This window comes from Burkholderia cepacia (assembly GCF_001039005.1).
GTDB classification, from domain to species: domain Bacteria; phylum Pseudomonadota; class Gammaproteobacteria; order Burkholderiales; family Burkholderiaceae; genus Burkholderia; species Burkholderia theae.
Map to the genome: position 1 here is coordinate 1 of NZ_LDWR01000084.1, position 15,251 is coordinate 15,251.

Here is a 15,251-nt window from a genome sequence, read left to right on the forward strand (position 1 = left end):
TTAACTGAACGGCATTAGGGCTTCATGCCCCGTTTTTTTGCGCCCGTGCGCGGCGAGCGTCGCGCGGCTGGACTCGAATCAGCGCGGATAGAGCGCGCCGAGCACGCGGTCGCCGGCCGCGCCGGTGACCGTCGCGAGATTGCCGGGCTGGCGCGCGGTGAAGCGGTACGCGAGCCACGCGAACGCGAGCGCCTCGACCTGTTGCGGCGGCACGCCGAGCGCGGCCGTCGTATCGACCGTGGCCGACACGCCGGCCTCGCGCAGCGCTTGCCTGAGCGCGTCGAGCAGCACCGGGTTGCGCGCACCGCCGCCGCACACGAAGACGGCCTTGCAGCCGGGGGCGTGCTGCGCGATCTCGCGCGCGACCGACACGGCGGTGAGCGTCGTGAGGGTCGCCTGCACATCCTCCGGCGCGACCTGTGCGAACGCGGCGAGCTTCGCGTCGAGCCACGCGGGGTTGAACAGGTCGCGTCCGGTGCTTTTCGGCGGCGGCGCGGCGAAATACGGCTCGTCGAGCAGCGCGTCGAGCAGCGGTGCGTGCACGGTGCCGCGCGCGGCGAACTTGCCGCCGTCGTCGTACGGCTTGCCGAGATGACGGGTCGCCCATGCGTCGATCAGTGCATTCGCGGGGCCGCAGTCGAAGCCGCGCACGTCGCCGCCTTCGCCGGGCAGGATCGTGATGTTGCTGATCCCGCCGAGATTGCAGACGACGCGCGTCTCGCCCGGGGCGCCGAACACCGTCGCATGGAACGCCGGCGCGAGCGGCGCGCCGTGGCCGCCCGCGGCGACGTCGCGGCTGCGGAAATCGGCGATCACGTCGACCTGGGTCAGCTCGGCGAGCAGCGCCGGATTGTTGAGCTGCCGCGTATAGCCGCGCTCGGGGCGATGGCGCACCGTCTGGCCGTGCACGCCGATCGCGCGGATCTCGTCGCGCGACAGCCCGGCCGTGCGCTGCAGTTCGTGGCAGCACACCGCGTAGCGCGTGACGAGTGCGTTGGCCGCGAGCGATTCGCGGTCGATCTCGTTGTCGCCGGGCTGCTGCAGCGCGAACAGCGCGTCGCGCAGCGATTGCGCGAATCCGACGAACGCTTCCGCGAGCACGACCGGCGCCTTGCCGGTCTCGAAACGCACGGCGACACCATCGACGCCGTCCATGCTGGTTCCCGACATCAGCCCGAAGTAGATGCCGTCGGCCGGATGGGCGTTTTGCGGAGGTCGTTGCGGCACGTTGGGTTCTCCTCGATCATGCGGCGCGGGCCGGTGCCGCGCGTCTTGCGCCCGATTATCCGCGTAACGTGACGCGTCGTTAAGCGATGCGCGCGCAAGTTATGGGAAAATCCCTGTTTTTGCGACATTCTTCCTGGCACCGATGAGCACCGAACCCAGTTCCAAGCCTGTTTTCCCGATCACCGACGAAGTCCGGCATGCGCTCGCCGTCACGAAGCGCGGCGTCGACGAGCTGCTGATCGAGGAAGAGTTCGCGCAGAAGCTCGCGCGCAGCGCGGCCACCGGCACGCCGCTTCGCATCAAGCTCGGCCTCGACCCGACCGCGCCCGACATCCACATCGGCCACACGGTCGTGCTGAACAAGATGCGTCAGCTGCAGGATCTCGGCCACACGGTGATCTTCCTGATCGGCGATTTCACGTCGCTGATCGGCGATCCGTCAGGCCGCAACGCGACGCGCCCGCCGCTCACGCGCGAGCAGATCGAGTCGAACGCGAAGACCTACTTCGAGCAGGCCGCGCTCGTGCTCGATCGCGACAAGACCGAGATCCGCTACAACAGCGAATGGTCGATGCCGCTCGGCGCGGACGGGATGATCAAGCTCGCGTCGCGCTACACCGTCGCGCGGATTCTCGAGCGCGAGGATTTCACGAAGCGTTTCCAGGGTGGTGTGCCGATCTCGATCCACGAGTTCCTGTACCCGCTGATGCAGGGCTACGATTCGGTCGCGCTGAACGCCGATCTCGAACTCGGCGGCACCGACCAGAAGTTCAACCTGCTGGTCGGCCGCGAACTGCAGAAACAGTACGGCCAGGAACAGCAGTGCATCCTGACGATGCCGCTGCTCGAAGGCCTCGACGGCGTCGAGAAGATGTCGAAGTCGAAGGGCAACTACGTCGGCATCAGCGAGAAGCCGACCGACATGTTCGGCAAGCTGATGAGCATTTCGGACACGCTGATGTGGCGTTACTTCGAACTGCTGTCGTTCCGCAGCCTGGACGAGATCGCCGGCTTCAAGCGCGAGGCCGAAGGCGGCCGCAACCCGCGCGATTTCAAGGTGCTGCTCGCGCAGGAAATCGTCGCGCGGTTCCACTCGCAGCCCGACGCCGAGCGTGCGCTCGAGGACTTCAACCACCGCGCGAAGGGCGGTGTGCCGGACGACATTCCGTCGGTCACGCTCGCCGGCGCGCCGCTGGCGATCGGCCAGTTGCTGAAGCAGGCCGGCCTGGTGCCGTCGACGAGCGAGGCGCTGCGCAACATCGAGCAGGGCGGCGTGAAGATCGACGGCGCGATCGTGTCGGACAAGGGCCTGAAGGTCGAGGCCGGCGAGTTCGTCGTGCAGGTCGGCAAGCGCCGCTTCGCGCGCGTCACGCTGACCGCATGATCGCGCTGATCCAGCGCGTGAAGCGCGCCGACGTGCGCGTCGGCGAGCGCACGACGGGCGAGATCGGCGCGGGCCTGCTTGCGCTCGTCTGCGCGGAGCGCGGCGACACCGACGCGGCCGCCGACAAGCTGCTGGCGAAGATGCTCGGCTACCGCGTGTTCAGCGATGCCGCCGGCAAGATGAACCTCCCCGTGTCGAATATCGACGGCGAGGGCCGCGCGGGCGGCCTGCTGCTCGTGTCGCAGTTCACGCTGGCGGCCGATACCAACAGCGGGCTGCGTCCGAGCTTCACGCCGGCCGCACCGCCCGACGAAGGCGCGCGGCTGTTCGACTACTTCGTCGCGGCCGCGCGTGCGCGCCATCCGGTCGTCGAGACGGGCGAGTTCGGCGCCGACATGCAGGTGTCGCTCGTCAACGACGGCCCCGTGACGTTCTGGCTGCAAGTGCGGCCCTGATTCTTTCCCGGAGACGCACCGCGATGGCCACCACGCAGATTCTTTTCATCCGCCATGGCGAGACGGCCTGGAATCGCATCAAGCGCATCCAGGGCCATATCGACATCCCGCTGGCCGACTCGGGGCTCGCGCAGGCGCAACGGCTGGCCGCGCGGCTCGCGCGCGAAGCGCGTGACGGTGCGCGCATCGACGCGGTTTATTCGAGCGACCTGATGCGCGCGCAGCAGACCGCTTTGCCCTTTGCCGATGCGCTCGGGTTGCCGCTGCTGCTGCGCGAAGGGTTGCGCGAGCGCTCGTACGGCGCGTTCCAGGGGCACGACAGCACCGAGATCGAGGCGCTGTTTCCGGACGCGTACGCGGCCTGGCAGACGCGCGATCCGGGCTTCGCGCCGGAAGGCGGCGAGTCGCAGCGCGCGTTCTATCACCGCGTGCTGCATGCGCTCGAGCCGATCGTCGCCGCGCATCCGGGCGGCCGGATCGCGTGCGTCGCGCACGGCGGCGTGCTCGATTGCGTGTATCGCTTCGCGAACGGGCTCGATCTGTCCGCACCGCGCAACTATCAGTTGCTCAACACCAGCATCAACGTCGTCGATTACGTGGACGGCCGCGCACAGGTCGTGCAGTGGGCCGACGTGTCGCACCTCGATGCCGAGAGCGACGACGACGGGTATCGCAAGGTACTCTGACTGAGTGTGAGGGTCCGCCCGGCACGGCCGGCTGGGCTTCCCCTTCGAGCGTGATCCTTACTGCGGCAGCCCGTGGCGCGTCTTGTAGTCGAGCGCGTATGCGATCTTGCCGGGCTTGTCGGCCGTGATCGGCTGGCGCAGCTTGTCGAATTCCCCCTTGTTGTATTTCTTCCCGCCGTTGATCGCATCCGCGCGCCCGAGGTCGGCGCCCGTCTTGCCGTCGATCACCGGGTCCGTGGCCGCGACCATGCGCGTCGACGCATTCCAGACCGCGTTCAGGTAGCCCGTGTCGGCCTTCGCCGGATCGGGGTCGGTCGCACCGGCGCGCGTCAGGTCATAGCCGGCGAGCGAGAACGTGCCCGGCTGCGCGCGCAGCCAGTCGGACCAGTAGAACTCGAGGTAGTCGGTGGCTTGCGCGGGCTTGCTGTAGCCGATGTCGCGCGTGAAATAGACGAGCGACCGGTAGCGGTCGTTCGTCATCCCGAGCTTCAGGCCGAGCCCGGCCGGCAGTTGCGCGACCGCGATCGGTTTGCCTTCGCCGTTCTTCAGGCGTACGTAGCCGCGGTTTTGCATCTGCTGCCAGAACGCGTCGCCCGAGTAGTCGCTCAGGTTGTCCTTGACGACGACGTGCACGTGTAGCGCCGGGCCGCCGTCGGGTGTTTCGTAGTAGGTCGACAGGCCGTGGTGGCCGTCGGTCAGATATAGGGCATCGCCGTTCGGGCCGATCACGACGGGGTTCAGCACCGCGCGGTCGCGGGCGTTTGCGTCGGTCGTCGAACACGCGTAGCTCGCGGGTTCGCGCAGCGACGATTGGGCCGTGTAGCCGCTCGATGCGACGCCGCCGAGCCCTTCGTCCGCGCAGAAGTCGTCGAATTTCTTGTCGGGCTGCAGTTCGTAGCGGCCGAGCTTGTAGTAGATCTGGTCGTAGCCGATCGCGCCCTGCGTCGGATGGAGATCGCCGAGCGTCACGTCGATCAGGTCGCCCGCGCGGGCGGCCTTCCACTTGCCCGGTTGCGGCGTGACGGTGGCGGGCGGCGTGGGGGCGGGCGTTGTCGTCGTGCCGCCGGACGGCGTCTGCGCGTCCGTGCGCGCGACGGCGGTGACATCGTCGCCGCCGCAGGCGGTCAGGGCGAAAACGGCGGACAGGCTGGCGGCAAGGGCGAAACGGATCGGCAGGCGTGGCATCGCGGGCATCGGGTGTCGGTCAGGTTGGCAGGACACCGCGCGGGTAACGGACATGCGGGACATACAGGACGTGTGACCGTGTGCGGGTGCGAGCCCGTCAGCTTGTCACAGGAATTTGACAGTAAATTGAAATGTTCTGAGGAAGCTGATCGTCAGGCTGGCGGATCGCCGTCGACCGGTGTCGCGGTCGCGCGGCGGCGCGCGCGCTTCGACGCGCCGTTGACGAGCGCCCAGCGCAGCACGGGGGCGACGGTCCGCACGCCGGGCCGGACCACCGCGCGACGCAACGGAGCGAACGTCGACACGCCGAGCATGCGCTGCGCCCACGGCGGCAGCAGGTCGATCCCGGCATGCATCACCAGCGACGCGGCCGGCCGCAACGCGGGTGTCGCGACCGGCACATTCAGCAGGATGGACATCACTTCGAAGGTATGCGGCCCGGCCTCGAGTTCGGGCTGCATGCGCGCGAGATAGGCGGCGACCTCGGCGCGCGAGCGGGGCACCTCGCGTGCGCCGAGCAGTTCGGCGATCAATGCCGTTTCGGCGTAATAGCGGTCCTGCAATTCGCCCGGCAGCGCCGGATTCACGTAGCACAGATGCGCGGCGAGGAAGCTCGATACTTCCGCGATATGCACCCAGGTCAGCAGCGCCGGATCGTCGGCGCGGTACGGCCGACCGTCGGGTGCGGTACCCGATATGCGCGCGTGGATCGCTTTCACGCGTTCGATCAGCGCGAGTGCGTCCGCGCGGCTGCCGAACGTCGTGCCCGTGATGAACGTGGCGGTACGCCGCAAGCGGCCGAGGATGTCGGTGCGAAACGACGAGTGATCCCAGACGCCCGCGAGTGCGAGCGGATGGAGCGCCTGCAGCAGCAGCGCGGCGATGCCGCCGGTCATCATCGACGTGAAGTCGGCATGCACGCGCCAGCAGATGGCGTCGGGGCCGAACAGCCCCGGATCTCCGGGTGGTGAAGAGAGGTCGAGCGACGGGCCGCCGCCACCCGCCGTCAGGTGCGTGATGCCCGCCACGAGCCGCTTGCGGATCGGCTCGGCCCAGCGCGGGCCCGGTACGGGTGCGGCGGGGTGGCGGCTGGGCGGCGTTGTCATGGCAGGTACGGCTCGGGCGACGGGCTACTTCCCGTCGGGGGCATCCCACGCGCCGCGTTCGGAGCGGCCGGTGTCGGGCACGGAGAGCCCGAAGTGGCGATAGGTGAGCAGCGTCGCGACGCGCCCGCGCGGCGTGCGCTGCAGGAAGCCCTGCTGGATCAGGTACGGTTCGATCACGTCCTCGATCGTGTCGCGCTCCTCGCCGATCGCCGCCGCGAGGTTGTCGAGGCCGACCGGGCCGCCGTCGAACTTGTACAGGATCGCCTCGAGCAGCTTGCGGTCCATCAGGTCGAAGCCGACCGGATCGACGTCGAGCATCGCGAGCGCGGCATCGGCGACCGCCGCGGTGATCTGGCCGTCGGCCTTCACTTCCGCGAAGTCGCGCACGCGGCGCAGCAGCCGGTTCGCGATCCGCGGCGTGCCGCGCGCGCGCTTCGCGATTTCCAGCGCGCCGTTCGGATCGATCTGCGCGTTCAGCAGCGACGCCGAGCGCCGCACGATGCGCGACAGCTGCTCGGCATCGTAGAACTCGAGGCGCGCGACGATCCCGAACCGGTCGCGCAGCGGGTTGGTTAGCATCCCGGCGCGGGTGGTCGCACCGACGAGCGTGAACGGCTGCAGGTCGAGCTTCACGCTGCGCGCGGCCGGGCCTTCGCCGATCATGATGTCGATCTGGTAATCCTCGAGTGCCGGATACAGGATTTCCTCGACGACCGGCGATAGCCGGTGGATCTCGTCGATGAACAGCACGTCGTTCGCTTCGAGGTTCGTCAGCAGCGCGGCGAGATCGCCGGCGCGTTCGAGCACGGGGCCCGACGTCTGGCGCAGGTTCACGCCCATCTCGCGCGCGATGATGTGCGCGAGCGTCGTCTTGCCGAGACCCGGCGGCCCGAACAGCAGCACGTGGTCGAGCGGCTCCGAGCGGCGCTTGGCGGCTTCGATGAAGATCTCGAGCTGGCCGCGCACCTTTTCCTGGCCGACGTAGTCGTCGAGCTGGCGCGGCCGCAGCGCACGTTCGAACACCTCCTCGTGCGACGAGGCGGGCGTGGCGGCGATGATCCGCTGCTCGGTGGCGAGTTTGTCGGTTTCAATCATGCGGCCATTGTACCGCGCGCAGTGGTCCCGCCCACCTGACCAAACGGCCGACTGGCGAGCGCCGCGCGGCCGCGCGACACTGACTTCAACAGCTTGTTCGGCCGCGCGTTACGCCTTCGACAGCGCCTTCAGCGCAAGCTTGATGCCTTCGGACACACCGGTGCCGGCCGGCACGTTCTTGATCGCGGCGAGGCCTTCCTTTTCGGAGTAGCCGAGCGCGAGCAGCGCGTTGAGGATGTCGGTCGCGTGGTCGGACGCCGATGCGGCGCCGGCGAGCGCACCGAGATCGGCGCCGAGCTTGCCCTTCAGCTCGAGCAGCAGGCGCTCGGCGGTCTTCTTGCCGATGCCCGGCAGGCGCGTGAGGCGCGCGGCGTCCTGCATCGTCACGGCCTGCGCGAGCTCCTGCACGCTCATGCCGGACAGCACGGCGAGCGCCATGCGCGCGCCGATGCCGGTGATCTTCAGCAGCTCGCGGAAGGTCGTGCGCTCCTGCAGCGTCAGGAAGCCGTACAGCAGGTGCGCGTCCTCGCGGACGATCTGCTGCGTGAGCAGTACGACGCGCTCGCCAGTTTGCGGCAGGTTGTAGAAGGTGCTCATCGGCACGTCGATTTCGTAGCCGACGCCGTTGCAGTCGACGAGCAGGTGAGGCGGGTTCTTTTCGAACAGGATGCCGGCGATGCGACCGATCATGGGGGGCGGGATGCGAGGAAGAAAGCGCGAGTGTAGCGCACGCGCGGCGCAATGCCGACGGGATCGGCCGTCAGGCCGAAGCAATGCGTGTCGTGTGCGCGCCGTGCGCGGTCAAGACGGTCGATCCGGCGTGCCGGGCGACGGCGTGCGCCGGTGTCAGCCGACCAGCCGCCCGCGCCGCACGCGCAGCCCCTTCTTCGCGAGCGCCGGCGCGAGGCCGCCGAGCGTGCTGAGCGTCGTGCCGCCGTGCGCATGGCAGATCGCCATGCCGAGCGCGTCGGCCGCGTCGGAGCCCGGTTGTCCGGAGAGATTGAGCAGCCGCGTGACCATTTCCTGCATCTGCGTCTTGGTCGCGCGGCCGTAGCCGACGACGGCCTGCTTGAGCTGCAGCGCCGTGTATTCGGCGACAGGCAGGCCGCCCGCGACGAGGCCGCAGATCGCGGCGCCGCGCGCCTGGCCGAGCAGCAGCGTCGACTGCGGGTTCACGTTGACGAACACCTTTTCGATCGCGGCCTGGTCGGGCGCATGTTCGCGCACGATCGTCGAGACGCCCTGGAAGATCGTGCCGAGCCGGGTGGCCAGGTCGGCCGTCGGCGTGCGGATCACGCCGCTCGTGACATAGGCGAGCTGGTGGCCGCTGACGTCGATGACGCCGAAGCCGGTGACGCGCAGGCCAGGGTCGATGCCGAGAATTCGCATGAGTGAGGAGAGTTGCCTGATGCAGCGATACTACAACGAATGGTGCGGCGAGCCGGCAGCATGGTCGCGCGCCGGGGCGTCGCGCAATAAAAAACCCGGCGGGTGCGACGCCGCCGGGCTTGCGTACAGCGGCCGAGCGGGCCGTGTGCGATCAGTGACGGAAGTGGCGCACGCCCGTCAGGATCATCGCGATGTTGTGCTCGTCGGCCGCGGCGATCACTTCGTCGTCGCGCATCGAGCCGCCCGGCTGGATCACGCAGGTCGCGCCGGCTGCCACGACGACGTCGAGACCATCGCGGAACGGGAAGAACGCATCCGACGCGACGGCCGAGCCGGCCAGCGTCAGGCCCGCGTTCTGCGCCTTGATGCTCGCGATGCGCGCGGAATCGACGCGGCTCATCTGGCCCGCGCCGACGCCGAGCGTCATGCCGTTGCCGCAGAACACGATCGCGTTCGACTTCACGTACTTCGCGACGCGCCACGCGAACAGCAGGTCGTCCATTTCCTTCGGCGTCGGCTGGCGCTTCGTGACGACGCGCAGCTCGTGCGGCTGCACGTTCTTCGAGTCGAGCGACTGCACGAGCAGGCCGCCGCCCACGCGCTTCAGGTCGAATGCGTTATGGCCGTCGCCGAGCGCGATTTCGAGCAGGCGCACGTTCTGCTTCGCGGTGAACACCTGCTTCGCGGCGTCGGAGAACGACGGTGCGATCAGCACTTCGACGAACTGCTTCGCGACAGCCTGAGCGGCCGCTTCGTCGACTTCACGGTTGAACGCGATGATGCCGCCGAATGCGGAGGTCGGGTCGGTCTGGAACGCCTTCGCGTATGCGTCGGCCGAGTCGTTGCCGACCGCGACGCCGCACGGGTTCGCATGCTTGATGATCACGCAGGCCGGCGCGTCGAACGTCTTCACGCATTCCCACGCCGCGTCCGAATCCGCGATGTTGTTGTACGACAGTTCCTTGCCCTGCAGCTGGCGATAGTTCGCGAGCGCGCCGGCTTGCGGCGCGATGTCACGGTAGAACGCCGCGCTCTGGTGCGGGTTCTCGCCGTAGCGCAGGTCCTGGACCTTGTCGAACGCGATGTTCAGCGTCGCCGGGTACGCGCTGCGCGATGCGTGCTGCAACTCGTCGGTCAGGCTCGTCAGGTAGTTCGTGATCGCGCCGTCGTATTGCGCGGTGTGCGCGAACACCTTCGTCGCGAGGCGGAAGTTGGTCGAATAGCCGAGCGCATTGCCGTTCGCCTTCATTTCATCGAGCACGACCGCGTAGTCGGCCGGATCGACGACGACCGTCACGTCGCGATGGTTCTTCGCGGCCGAGCGCAGCATCGTCGGGCCGCCGATGTCGATGTTCTCGATCGCGTCGGCGAGCGTGCAGTCGTCCTTCGCGATCGTCGCGACGAACGGATACAGGTTCACGACGAGCAGGTCGATCGTCGGGATGCCGTGCTGTTCCAGCGCCTGCATGTGCTCGGGCAGGTCGCGGCGGGCGAGGATGCCGCCGTGCACCTTCGGGTGGAGCGTCTTCACGCGCCCATCGAGCATTTCCGGAAAGCCCGTGTAGTCGGCCACTTCGGTAACGGGCAGGCCCGCGTCGGCGAGCAGTTTCGCGGTGCCGCCCGTCGACAGCAGCTTGACGCCGAGGTCGGACAGCGACTTCGCGAAGTCGACGATGCCGGTCTTGTCGGAAACGGAAATGAGCGCTTGCTTGATCATGATGGAACCACCAATAGCCAGGGAAACGGGGACGGGACGGCCGGCTACAGCAGGCCGTGCTGCTGCAGCTTCTTGCGCAGCGTATTGCGATTGATGCCGAGGTACTCCGCGGCGAGCGACTGGTTGCCGCCTGCCTGTACGAGCACGACCTCGAGCATCGGCTTTTCGACGCAGGACATCACCATTTCATAGACGTCGTGCGGATTGGAGCCGTCTAGATCCCGGAAATACACGTCCAGGCTCTCGCGGACACATTGTTCGATGTTGTGCTTGCTCATGCTGCTAACTGGTTATGGTCGTCCGACTCGCCCTGGCCGTTTTCCTCTTCGTCATCGACATAGACGAGATGGTCCGACAGCGCCTTTTGCGCCTCGAAGAATTCATTGACGGCGGCGAGCTGCTCGCGGGTGGAATCGAGCGTGTTCATCCTGTGCCGGAACCCGTTGGCACCGGAAAGGCCGCGAGTGTACCAGCCGATGTGCTTGCGCGCAGTACGGACTCCCGTGAATTCACCATAGAACGCGTAGTGGTCTTCCAGGTGTTCGTTCATCACGTGCTGGATCTCGTCGATCCGCGGCGGGGGCAGCAGCTCGCCGGTTTGCAGGAAATGATCGATTTCGCGGAACAGCCACGGCCGACCTTGCGCGGCGCGACCGATCATCAGTGCGTCGGCGCCCGTTGCGTCGAGCACGGCCTTCGCCTTCGCGGGCGACGTGATGTCGCCGTTCGCGACGACCGGAATCCTGACGGCCGCCTTCACGGCCGCGATGGTTTCGTATTCGGCGTCGCCGCGGTACAGGTCGGCGCGCGTGCGGCCGTGCACGGTGAGCATCGAGATGCCGGCCGCTTCGGCCAGGCGCGCGACCGTGATCGCGTTCTTGTGCTCGCGGTCCCAGCCGGTGCGGATCTTCAGCGTGACGGGCACCGCATCGGGCCCCGTGCCGACCGCCGCGACGACAGCCTCGACGATCCGCTGCACGAGCGGCTCGTTCTGCAGCAGCGCGGAACCGGCCGCGACGTTGCAGACCTTCTTCGCCGGGCAGCCCATGTTGATGTCGATGATCTGCGCGCCGTTGTCGACGTTGTAGCGGGCCGCTTCGGCCATCATCGCCGGATCGGCGCCCGCGATCTGCACCGCGATCGGCTCGACCTCGCCTTCGTGGTTCGCGCGCCGCATCGTCTTCGCGCTTTTCCACAGCTGCGCGTTGGACGCGACCATCTCGGACACGGCGTAACCGGCCCCCAGCTGCTTGCACAGCTGGCGGAACGGACGATCCGTCACGCCGGCCATCGGTGCGACGAACAGGTTGTTACGCAATACGTGAGGGCCGATAACGGGCATCGCAATGGCACCGCCCGCGACAGGTGCGGGCATGAAAAGGGCGGACGGAAAACGCGCATTTTACCGTATTCCCATGTCCCGCCGATTTGACCCGGTTTGCGTGGTCCGGCCGGGCGCACCCTGAGGTGCGCCGCGCGTCAGTTGCGCTGGCCGAACATCATCTGGCGCGCGATCACCTTCTTGAGCGGCGGCACGAATTCGAGCGCGGTGAGCGCGGCGCCGCGCAGCAGCGGGAGCGGGCCCGAGTCGATCGTAAACAGGCGCGCCAGCGTGTCGGTCGCGCCGATCGTGAAGCGCCGGTCGAGCGCGCGGCGTGCGTTGAAGGCCGCGAGCGCGGTCGCTTCGAGGCCTTGCGCGGACAGCGTGTCGACCAGCGTATGCGCATCGCGCAGCCCGAGGTTGAGCCCCTGGCCCGCGACGGGGTGCAGGGTTTGCGCGGCATTGCCGACGATCGCGACGCGGCCGCTGACGAGCGTCTGCGCGGCGTTCAGGCCGAGCGGGAACGCCGCGCGGCCCGCGATCGCGACGAACTGGCCCATGCGTTCGCCGAACGCGCTACCGAGCTCGCGCAGGAGCGCGTCGTCGGGCAGCGCGGCGCGCCGCGCCGCTTCGTCGGGCGTGCAGCACCAGACGAGCGCGTAGTCGGCCTGGCGCGGCCCGCCGAGCGGCAGCAGCGCGAGCGGGCCTTCGTTCGTGAAGCGTTCCCATGCGACGTTCGGGCGTGGCGCCGAGACCGTGACCGTGCCGACGAGCGCGGTCTGCCCGTAGTCGCGACGATGCTGGCCGGTGTCGGCCGCCTGTTCGTGGAACAGCCCGCCTTCGGCGTTGATGACGATGCGCGCGCGCAGCGTGCGCTCGCCTTGCGGGCCGTCGAGCGTCAGCGTGACGCCGTCGGCATCCTGCTGCGGCGCGCGCGCGGTGGTCGACGCGAGCCAGTCGACGCGCGTGCCGCGCACGGCGCCCGCGAGCGCCTGCACGAGCGAGCCGTAGCGCACGACATAGCCGAGCGCGGCAAGGTCGTGCTCGTCGCGGTCGATCAGCGTGCGGCCGAAGTGGCCGCGCTGCGACACGTGGATATGTTCGATCGGCGTCGCGTCGGCGGGCCACGCGAGCGTGTCGAGCAGCACGCGGCTGCCGTGCGAGACGGCGATCGCGCGCGGGTCGTTCACGCTCGCGACCGGTTCGCGCGCATCGATCAGCGCGATCGACGCGTGTTGGGTTGCGCTGCGGCGCGCGAGCCAGCCGGCGAGCGCGAGCCCGACGGGGCCGGCGCCGACGATGGCGAGGTCGTAGTCCGGCGTGGCCGGGGAGGAAGCGGTCGTCATCTTGATTCGTAAAACGGAAATAACGGTCGACGGCGGGTCGACGGCGGCGCGACGAACAGGCGTTGGCCGGTCATGCGCCGTGCGCCGCGCCTGCGCGCATCAGCGCTTCGATCTCGTCCGCGGCGACGGGCACGCCGCGCGTGATCAGCTCGCAGCCGTGCTCGCGCACGATCGCATCGTCCTCGATGCGGATGCCGATGTTCCAGTACTCGGGCGGCACGTCGTCGGCTGCCCGCACATACAGGCCGGGCTCGACGGTCAGCGTCATGCCGGGCTTCAGCGTGCGCCACGGCAGCGCGCCGTTGTCGTCGCGCCCGGCGAGCCGCTCGCGGTAGTCGCCGCAGTCATGCACGTCCATCCCGATCCAGTGACCCGTGCGGTGCATGTAGAAGCGCGTGTACGCGCGCTCGGCGATCACGTCGTCGACGTTCGAGAAGCGTGTTTTCGGGATGATGCCGGTGTCGAGCAACCCCTGCGCGAGCACGCGCACGGCCGCGTCGTGCGGCGCCTCGAACGGCACGCCCGCGCGCGTCGCGTCGATTGCGGCCTGCTGCGCGGTGAGTACGATGTCGTACAGCGTGCGCTGCGCGGGCGAGAAGCGCCCGTTGGCCGGGAACGTGCGCGTGATGTCCGACGCGTAGCCGTCGAGTTCGCATGCGGCGTCGATCAGGATCAGGTCGCCGTCCTTCGCGGCCGCGTTGCCGGCCGGGTAGTGCAGCACGCACGCATTCGCGCCGGCCGCGACGATCGAGCCGTACGCGGGTGCCTGCGCGCCGTGCTTGCGGAACAGATACAGCAGCTCGGCCTCGAGTTCGTATTCGCGGATGCCGGGGCGGCACACCTGCATCGCACGGCGGTGCGCGAGCGCGGAGATGTGCGCGGCGCGCATCATGATCGCGAGTTCGTGTTCGTCCTTCACGAGCCGCATGTCGTCGACGAGCGGCGTGAGGTCGAGCATCGCGTCCGGCGCGGCGACACCCGTGCGCGCCAGCCCGCGCACCGCGTCGAGCCAGCCGGCGAGCTGGCGTTCGAAGTCGGCCGATGCGCCGAACCGGTAGTGCACGGTGCCCGCGTCGGCGAGCAGGCGTGGCATCTCGGTGTCGATCACGTCGACCGCGAACGCCGCGTCGAAGCCGAACGCATCGCGCGCGGCTTCGGGGCCGTAGTGGAAGCCTTCCCAGATCTCGCGGTCGGGATTCTTGCCGCGGCAGAACAGGATCGACTCCGGCGCGCCGTGCGGCGCGGCCGCGTTCAGCACGAGCACGGCATCCGGCTCGGTGAAGCCCGTCAGGTAATGGAAATAGCTGTCGTGCCGGTACGGGTAGGCCGTATCGCGGTTGCGCAGCATTTCCGGCGCGGTGGGGACGATGGCGACGCCGCCGCCCGCGGCGCGCAGTGCGGCAAGCACGCGTTCACGGCGTTGGCGGTAGACGTCGACGGCGATGGCGGTATCGAGGGGCGCATTCATCGTGCGATTGTAGCGCCGCCGGACGCGGCGCGTGAAAGGGGCGGCCGCGAGCCGCGCCGGCAGGCTCGCGCGGCGGCTGTTGCAAACCATCCACAGGCCGGCCGGGCGATTTTCTACCGTGCGACCCTGCCCGGTTATGATCGGCGACAACGTATACTCTCGGCGGTTCCCTTAAAAAGGCAGATGATGAAATTAATCGGTTCGCTCAGCAGCCCGTACGTCCGAAAGGCGCGGATCGTGCTTGCTGAAAAGAAGATCGACTACAAGCTGGAGCTCGAGAACGTGTGGGCGCCGGAGACGGATATTCATGCATCGAATCCGCTCGGCAAGGTCCCGTGCCTCGTGATGGAGGATGGTGCCGCGGTGTTCGATTCCCGCGTGATCTGCGAATACGTCGATACGCTGTCGCCGGTCGGCAAGCTGATTCCGCCGTCGGGCCGCGAGCGCGTCGAAGTGCGCTGCTGGGAAGCGCTGGGCGACGGCGTGCTCGACGCGGCGGTCGCGATTCGTCTCGAATACACGCTGCGCGACGACGTGCAGCGCAGCGCAAGCTGGATCGCGCGCCAGCAGCGCAAGATCGACGATGCGCTCGTCGCGATGTCGCAGGGCCTCGGCGGCAAGACGTGGTGCGTCGGTAATCATTACACGCTCGCCGACATCGCACTCGGCTGCGCGCTCGGTTATCTCGACTTCCGGATGCCCGAACTGAACTGGCGCGAGCATCACCCGAACCTCGACAAGCACTTCGTCAAGCTGCAGCAACGGCAGTCGTTCGCGGACACGCTGCCGCAGAACTGAGCCGCTGCCGGCCGCGCGTTCAAGCGTTCGAGCGTTCACGCATTCGGCAGACAAAAGAAAAGCGCCCCGCGGGG

At 68.4% G+C, this 15,251-nt stretch carries 15 protein-coding genes; 4 read left to right on the top strand and 11 right to left on the bottom strand.

The window, feature by feature from the left end; genetic code table 11:
• Positions 1-78: 78 nt before the first annotated feature.
• A complete protein-coding gene (locus VL15_RS36240; protein WP_048251599.1) occupies positions 79-1,227 on the bottom strand; it encodes an anhydro-N-acetylmuramic acid kinase in 1,149 nt (382 codons plus the stop codon).
• Between the two features lie 142 nt (positions 1,228-1,369).
• Here VL15_RS36240 and tyrS point away from each other — a divergent pair, with 142 nt between their 5' ends.
• Genes tyrS through VL15_RS36255 form a run of 3 tightly spaced genes read left to right on the top strand, consistent with a single transcriptional unit; the run spans position 1,370 to position 3,752 of the window.
• Positions 1,370-2,611, top strand: coding sequence for a tyrosine--tRNA ligase (gene tyrS, locus VL15_RS36245; protein WP_048251601.1), 1,242 nt, complete (start codon positions 1,370-1,372; stop codon positions 2,609-2,611).
• Complete coding sequence (gene dtd / locus VL15_RS36250; protein WP_048251602.1) at positions 2,608-3,066, top strand: D-aminoacyl-tRNA deacylase; 459 nt, start codon at positions 2,608-2,610, stop codon at positions 3,064-3,066. The genes tyrS and dtd overlap by 4 nt, the downstream gene beginning before the upstream one ends.
• 23 nt (positions 3,067-3,089) lie before the next feature.
• Positions 3,090-3,752: a histidine phosphatase family protein gene (locus VL15_RS36255; protein WP_048251603.1), complete on the top strand. Its 663-nt coding sequence runs from the start codon at positions 3,090-3,092 to the stop codon at positions 3,750-3,752.
• A 57-nt stretch (positions 3,753-3,809) separates the two neighbouring features.
• Here VL15_RS36255 and VL15_RS36260 read toward each other — a convergent pair whose 3' ends face one another.
• The 10 genes from VL15_RS36260 to VL15_RS36305 all read right to left on the bottom strand — a co-directional run bounded on the left by VL15_RS36260 (position 3,810) and on the right by VL15_RS36305 (position 14,379).
• Positions 3,810-4,946, bottom strand: coding sequence for a ParB/Srx family N-terminal domain-containing protein (locus tag VL15_RS36260; protein WP_080971067.1), 1,137 nt, complete (start codon positions 4,944-4,946; stop codon positions 3,810-3,812).
• 143 nt (positions 4,947-5,089) lie between these two features.
• Positions 5,090-6,043 (bottom strand): oxygenase MpaB family protein, encoded by a 954-nt coding sequence (locus VL15_RS36265; protein ID WP_048251605.1) that lies wholly within the window; start codon positions 6,041-6,043, stop codon positions 5,090-5,092.
• Positions 6,044-6,067: 24 nt separating this feature from the next.
• Positions 6,068-7,138: a Holliday junction branch migration DNA helicase RuvB gene (gene ruvB / locus VL15_RS36270; RefSeq protein ID WP_048251606.1), complete on the bottom strand. Its 1,071-nt coding sequence runs from the start codon at positions 7,136-7,138 to the stop codon at positions 6,068-6,070.
• Positions 7,139-7,246: 108 nt separating this feature from the next.
• Entirely contained in the window at positions 7,247-7,828 is a 582-nt protein-coding gene (ruvA, locus tag VL15_RS36275; protein ID WP_048251607.1) for a Holliday junction branch migration protein RuvA, read from the bottom strand.
• A gap of 156 nt (positions 7,829-7,984) precedes the next feature.
• The gene (ruvC, locus tag VL15_RS36280) at positions 7,985-8,527 is read right to left on the bottom strand and encodes a crossover junction endodeoxyribonuclease RuvC (RefSeq protein WP_048251609.1); all 543 of its coding nucleotides are present in this window, start codon (positions 8,525-8,527) and stop codon (positions 7,985-7,987) included.
• 151 nt (positions 8,528-8,678) lie between these two features.
• Positions 8,679-10,244, bottom strand: coding sequence for a bifunctional phosphoribosylaminoimidazolecarboxamide formyltransferase/IMP cyclohydrolase (purH, locus tag VL15_RS36285; protein WP_048251611.1), 1,566 nt, complete (start codon positions 10,242-10,244; stop codon positions 8,679-8,681).
• Between the two features lie 44 nt (positions 10,245-10,288).
• Complete coding sequence (locus tag VL15_RS36290; RefSeq protein WP_006476892.1) at positions 10,289-10,522, bottom strand: Fis family transcriptional regulator; 234 nt, start codon at positions 10,520-10,522, stop codon at positions 10,289-10,291.
• Positions 10,519-11,586 (bottom strand): tRNA dihydrouridine synthase DusB, encoded by a 1,068-nt coding sequence (gene dusB / locus VL15_RS36295; RefSeq protein WP_048251615.1) that lies wholly within the window; start codon positions 11,584-11,586, stop codon positions 10,519-10,521. Before dusB ends, VL15_RS36290 begins: the two co-directional genes overlap by 4 nt.
• Positions 11,587-11,723: 137 nt before the next feature.
• Positions 11,724-12,911, bottom strand: a complete 1,188-nt coding sequence (locus VL15_RS36300) for a UbiH/UbiF/VisC/COQ6 family ubiquinone biosynthesis hydroxylase (RefSeq protein WP_048251613.1) — start codon at positions 12,909-12,911, stop codon at positions 11,724-11,726.
• A gap of 70 nt (positions 12,912-12,981) precedes the next feature.
• Positions 12,982-14,379, bottom strand: coding sequence for an aminopeptidase P N-terminal domain-containing protein (locus VL15_RS36305; protein ID WP_048251617.1), 1,398 nt, complete (start codon positions 14,377-14,379; stop codon positions 12,982-12,984).
• A gap of 186 nt (positions 14,380-14,565) precedes the next feature.
• Between VL15_RS36305 and VL15_RS36310 the strand changes: the two genes are divergently transcribed.
• Positions 14,566-15,177 carry a glutathione S-transferase family protein gene (locus tag VL15_RS36310; protein WP_048251619.1) on the top strand — a complete coding sequence of 204 codons (612 nt, stop codon included), beginning with the start codon at positions 14,566-14,568 and terminating at the stop codon, positions 15,175-15,177.
• Positions 15,178-15,251 lie beyond the last annotated feature (74 nt).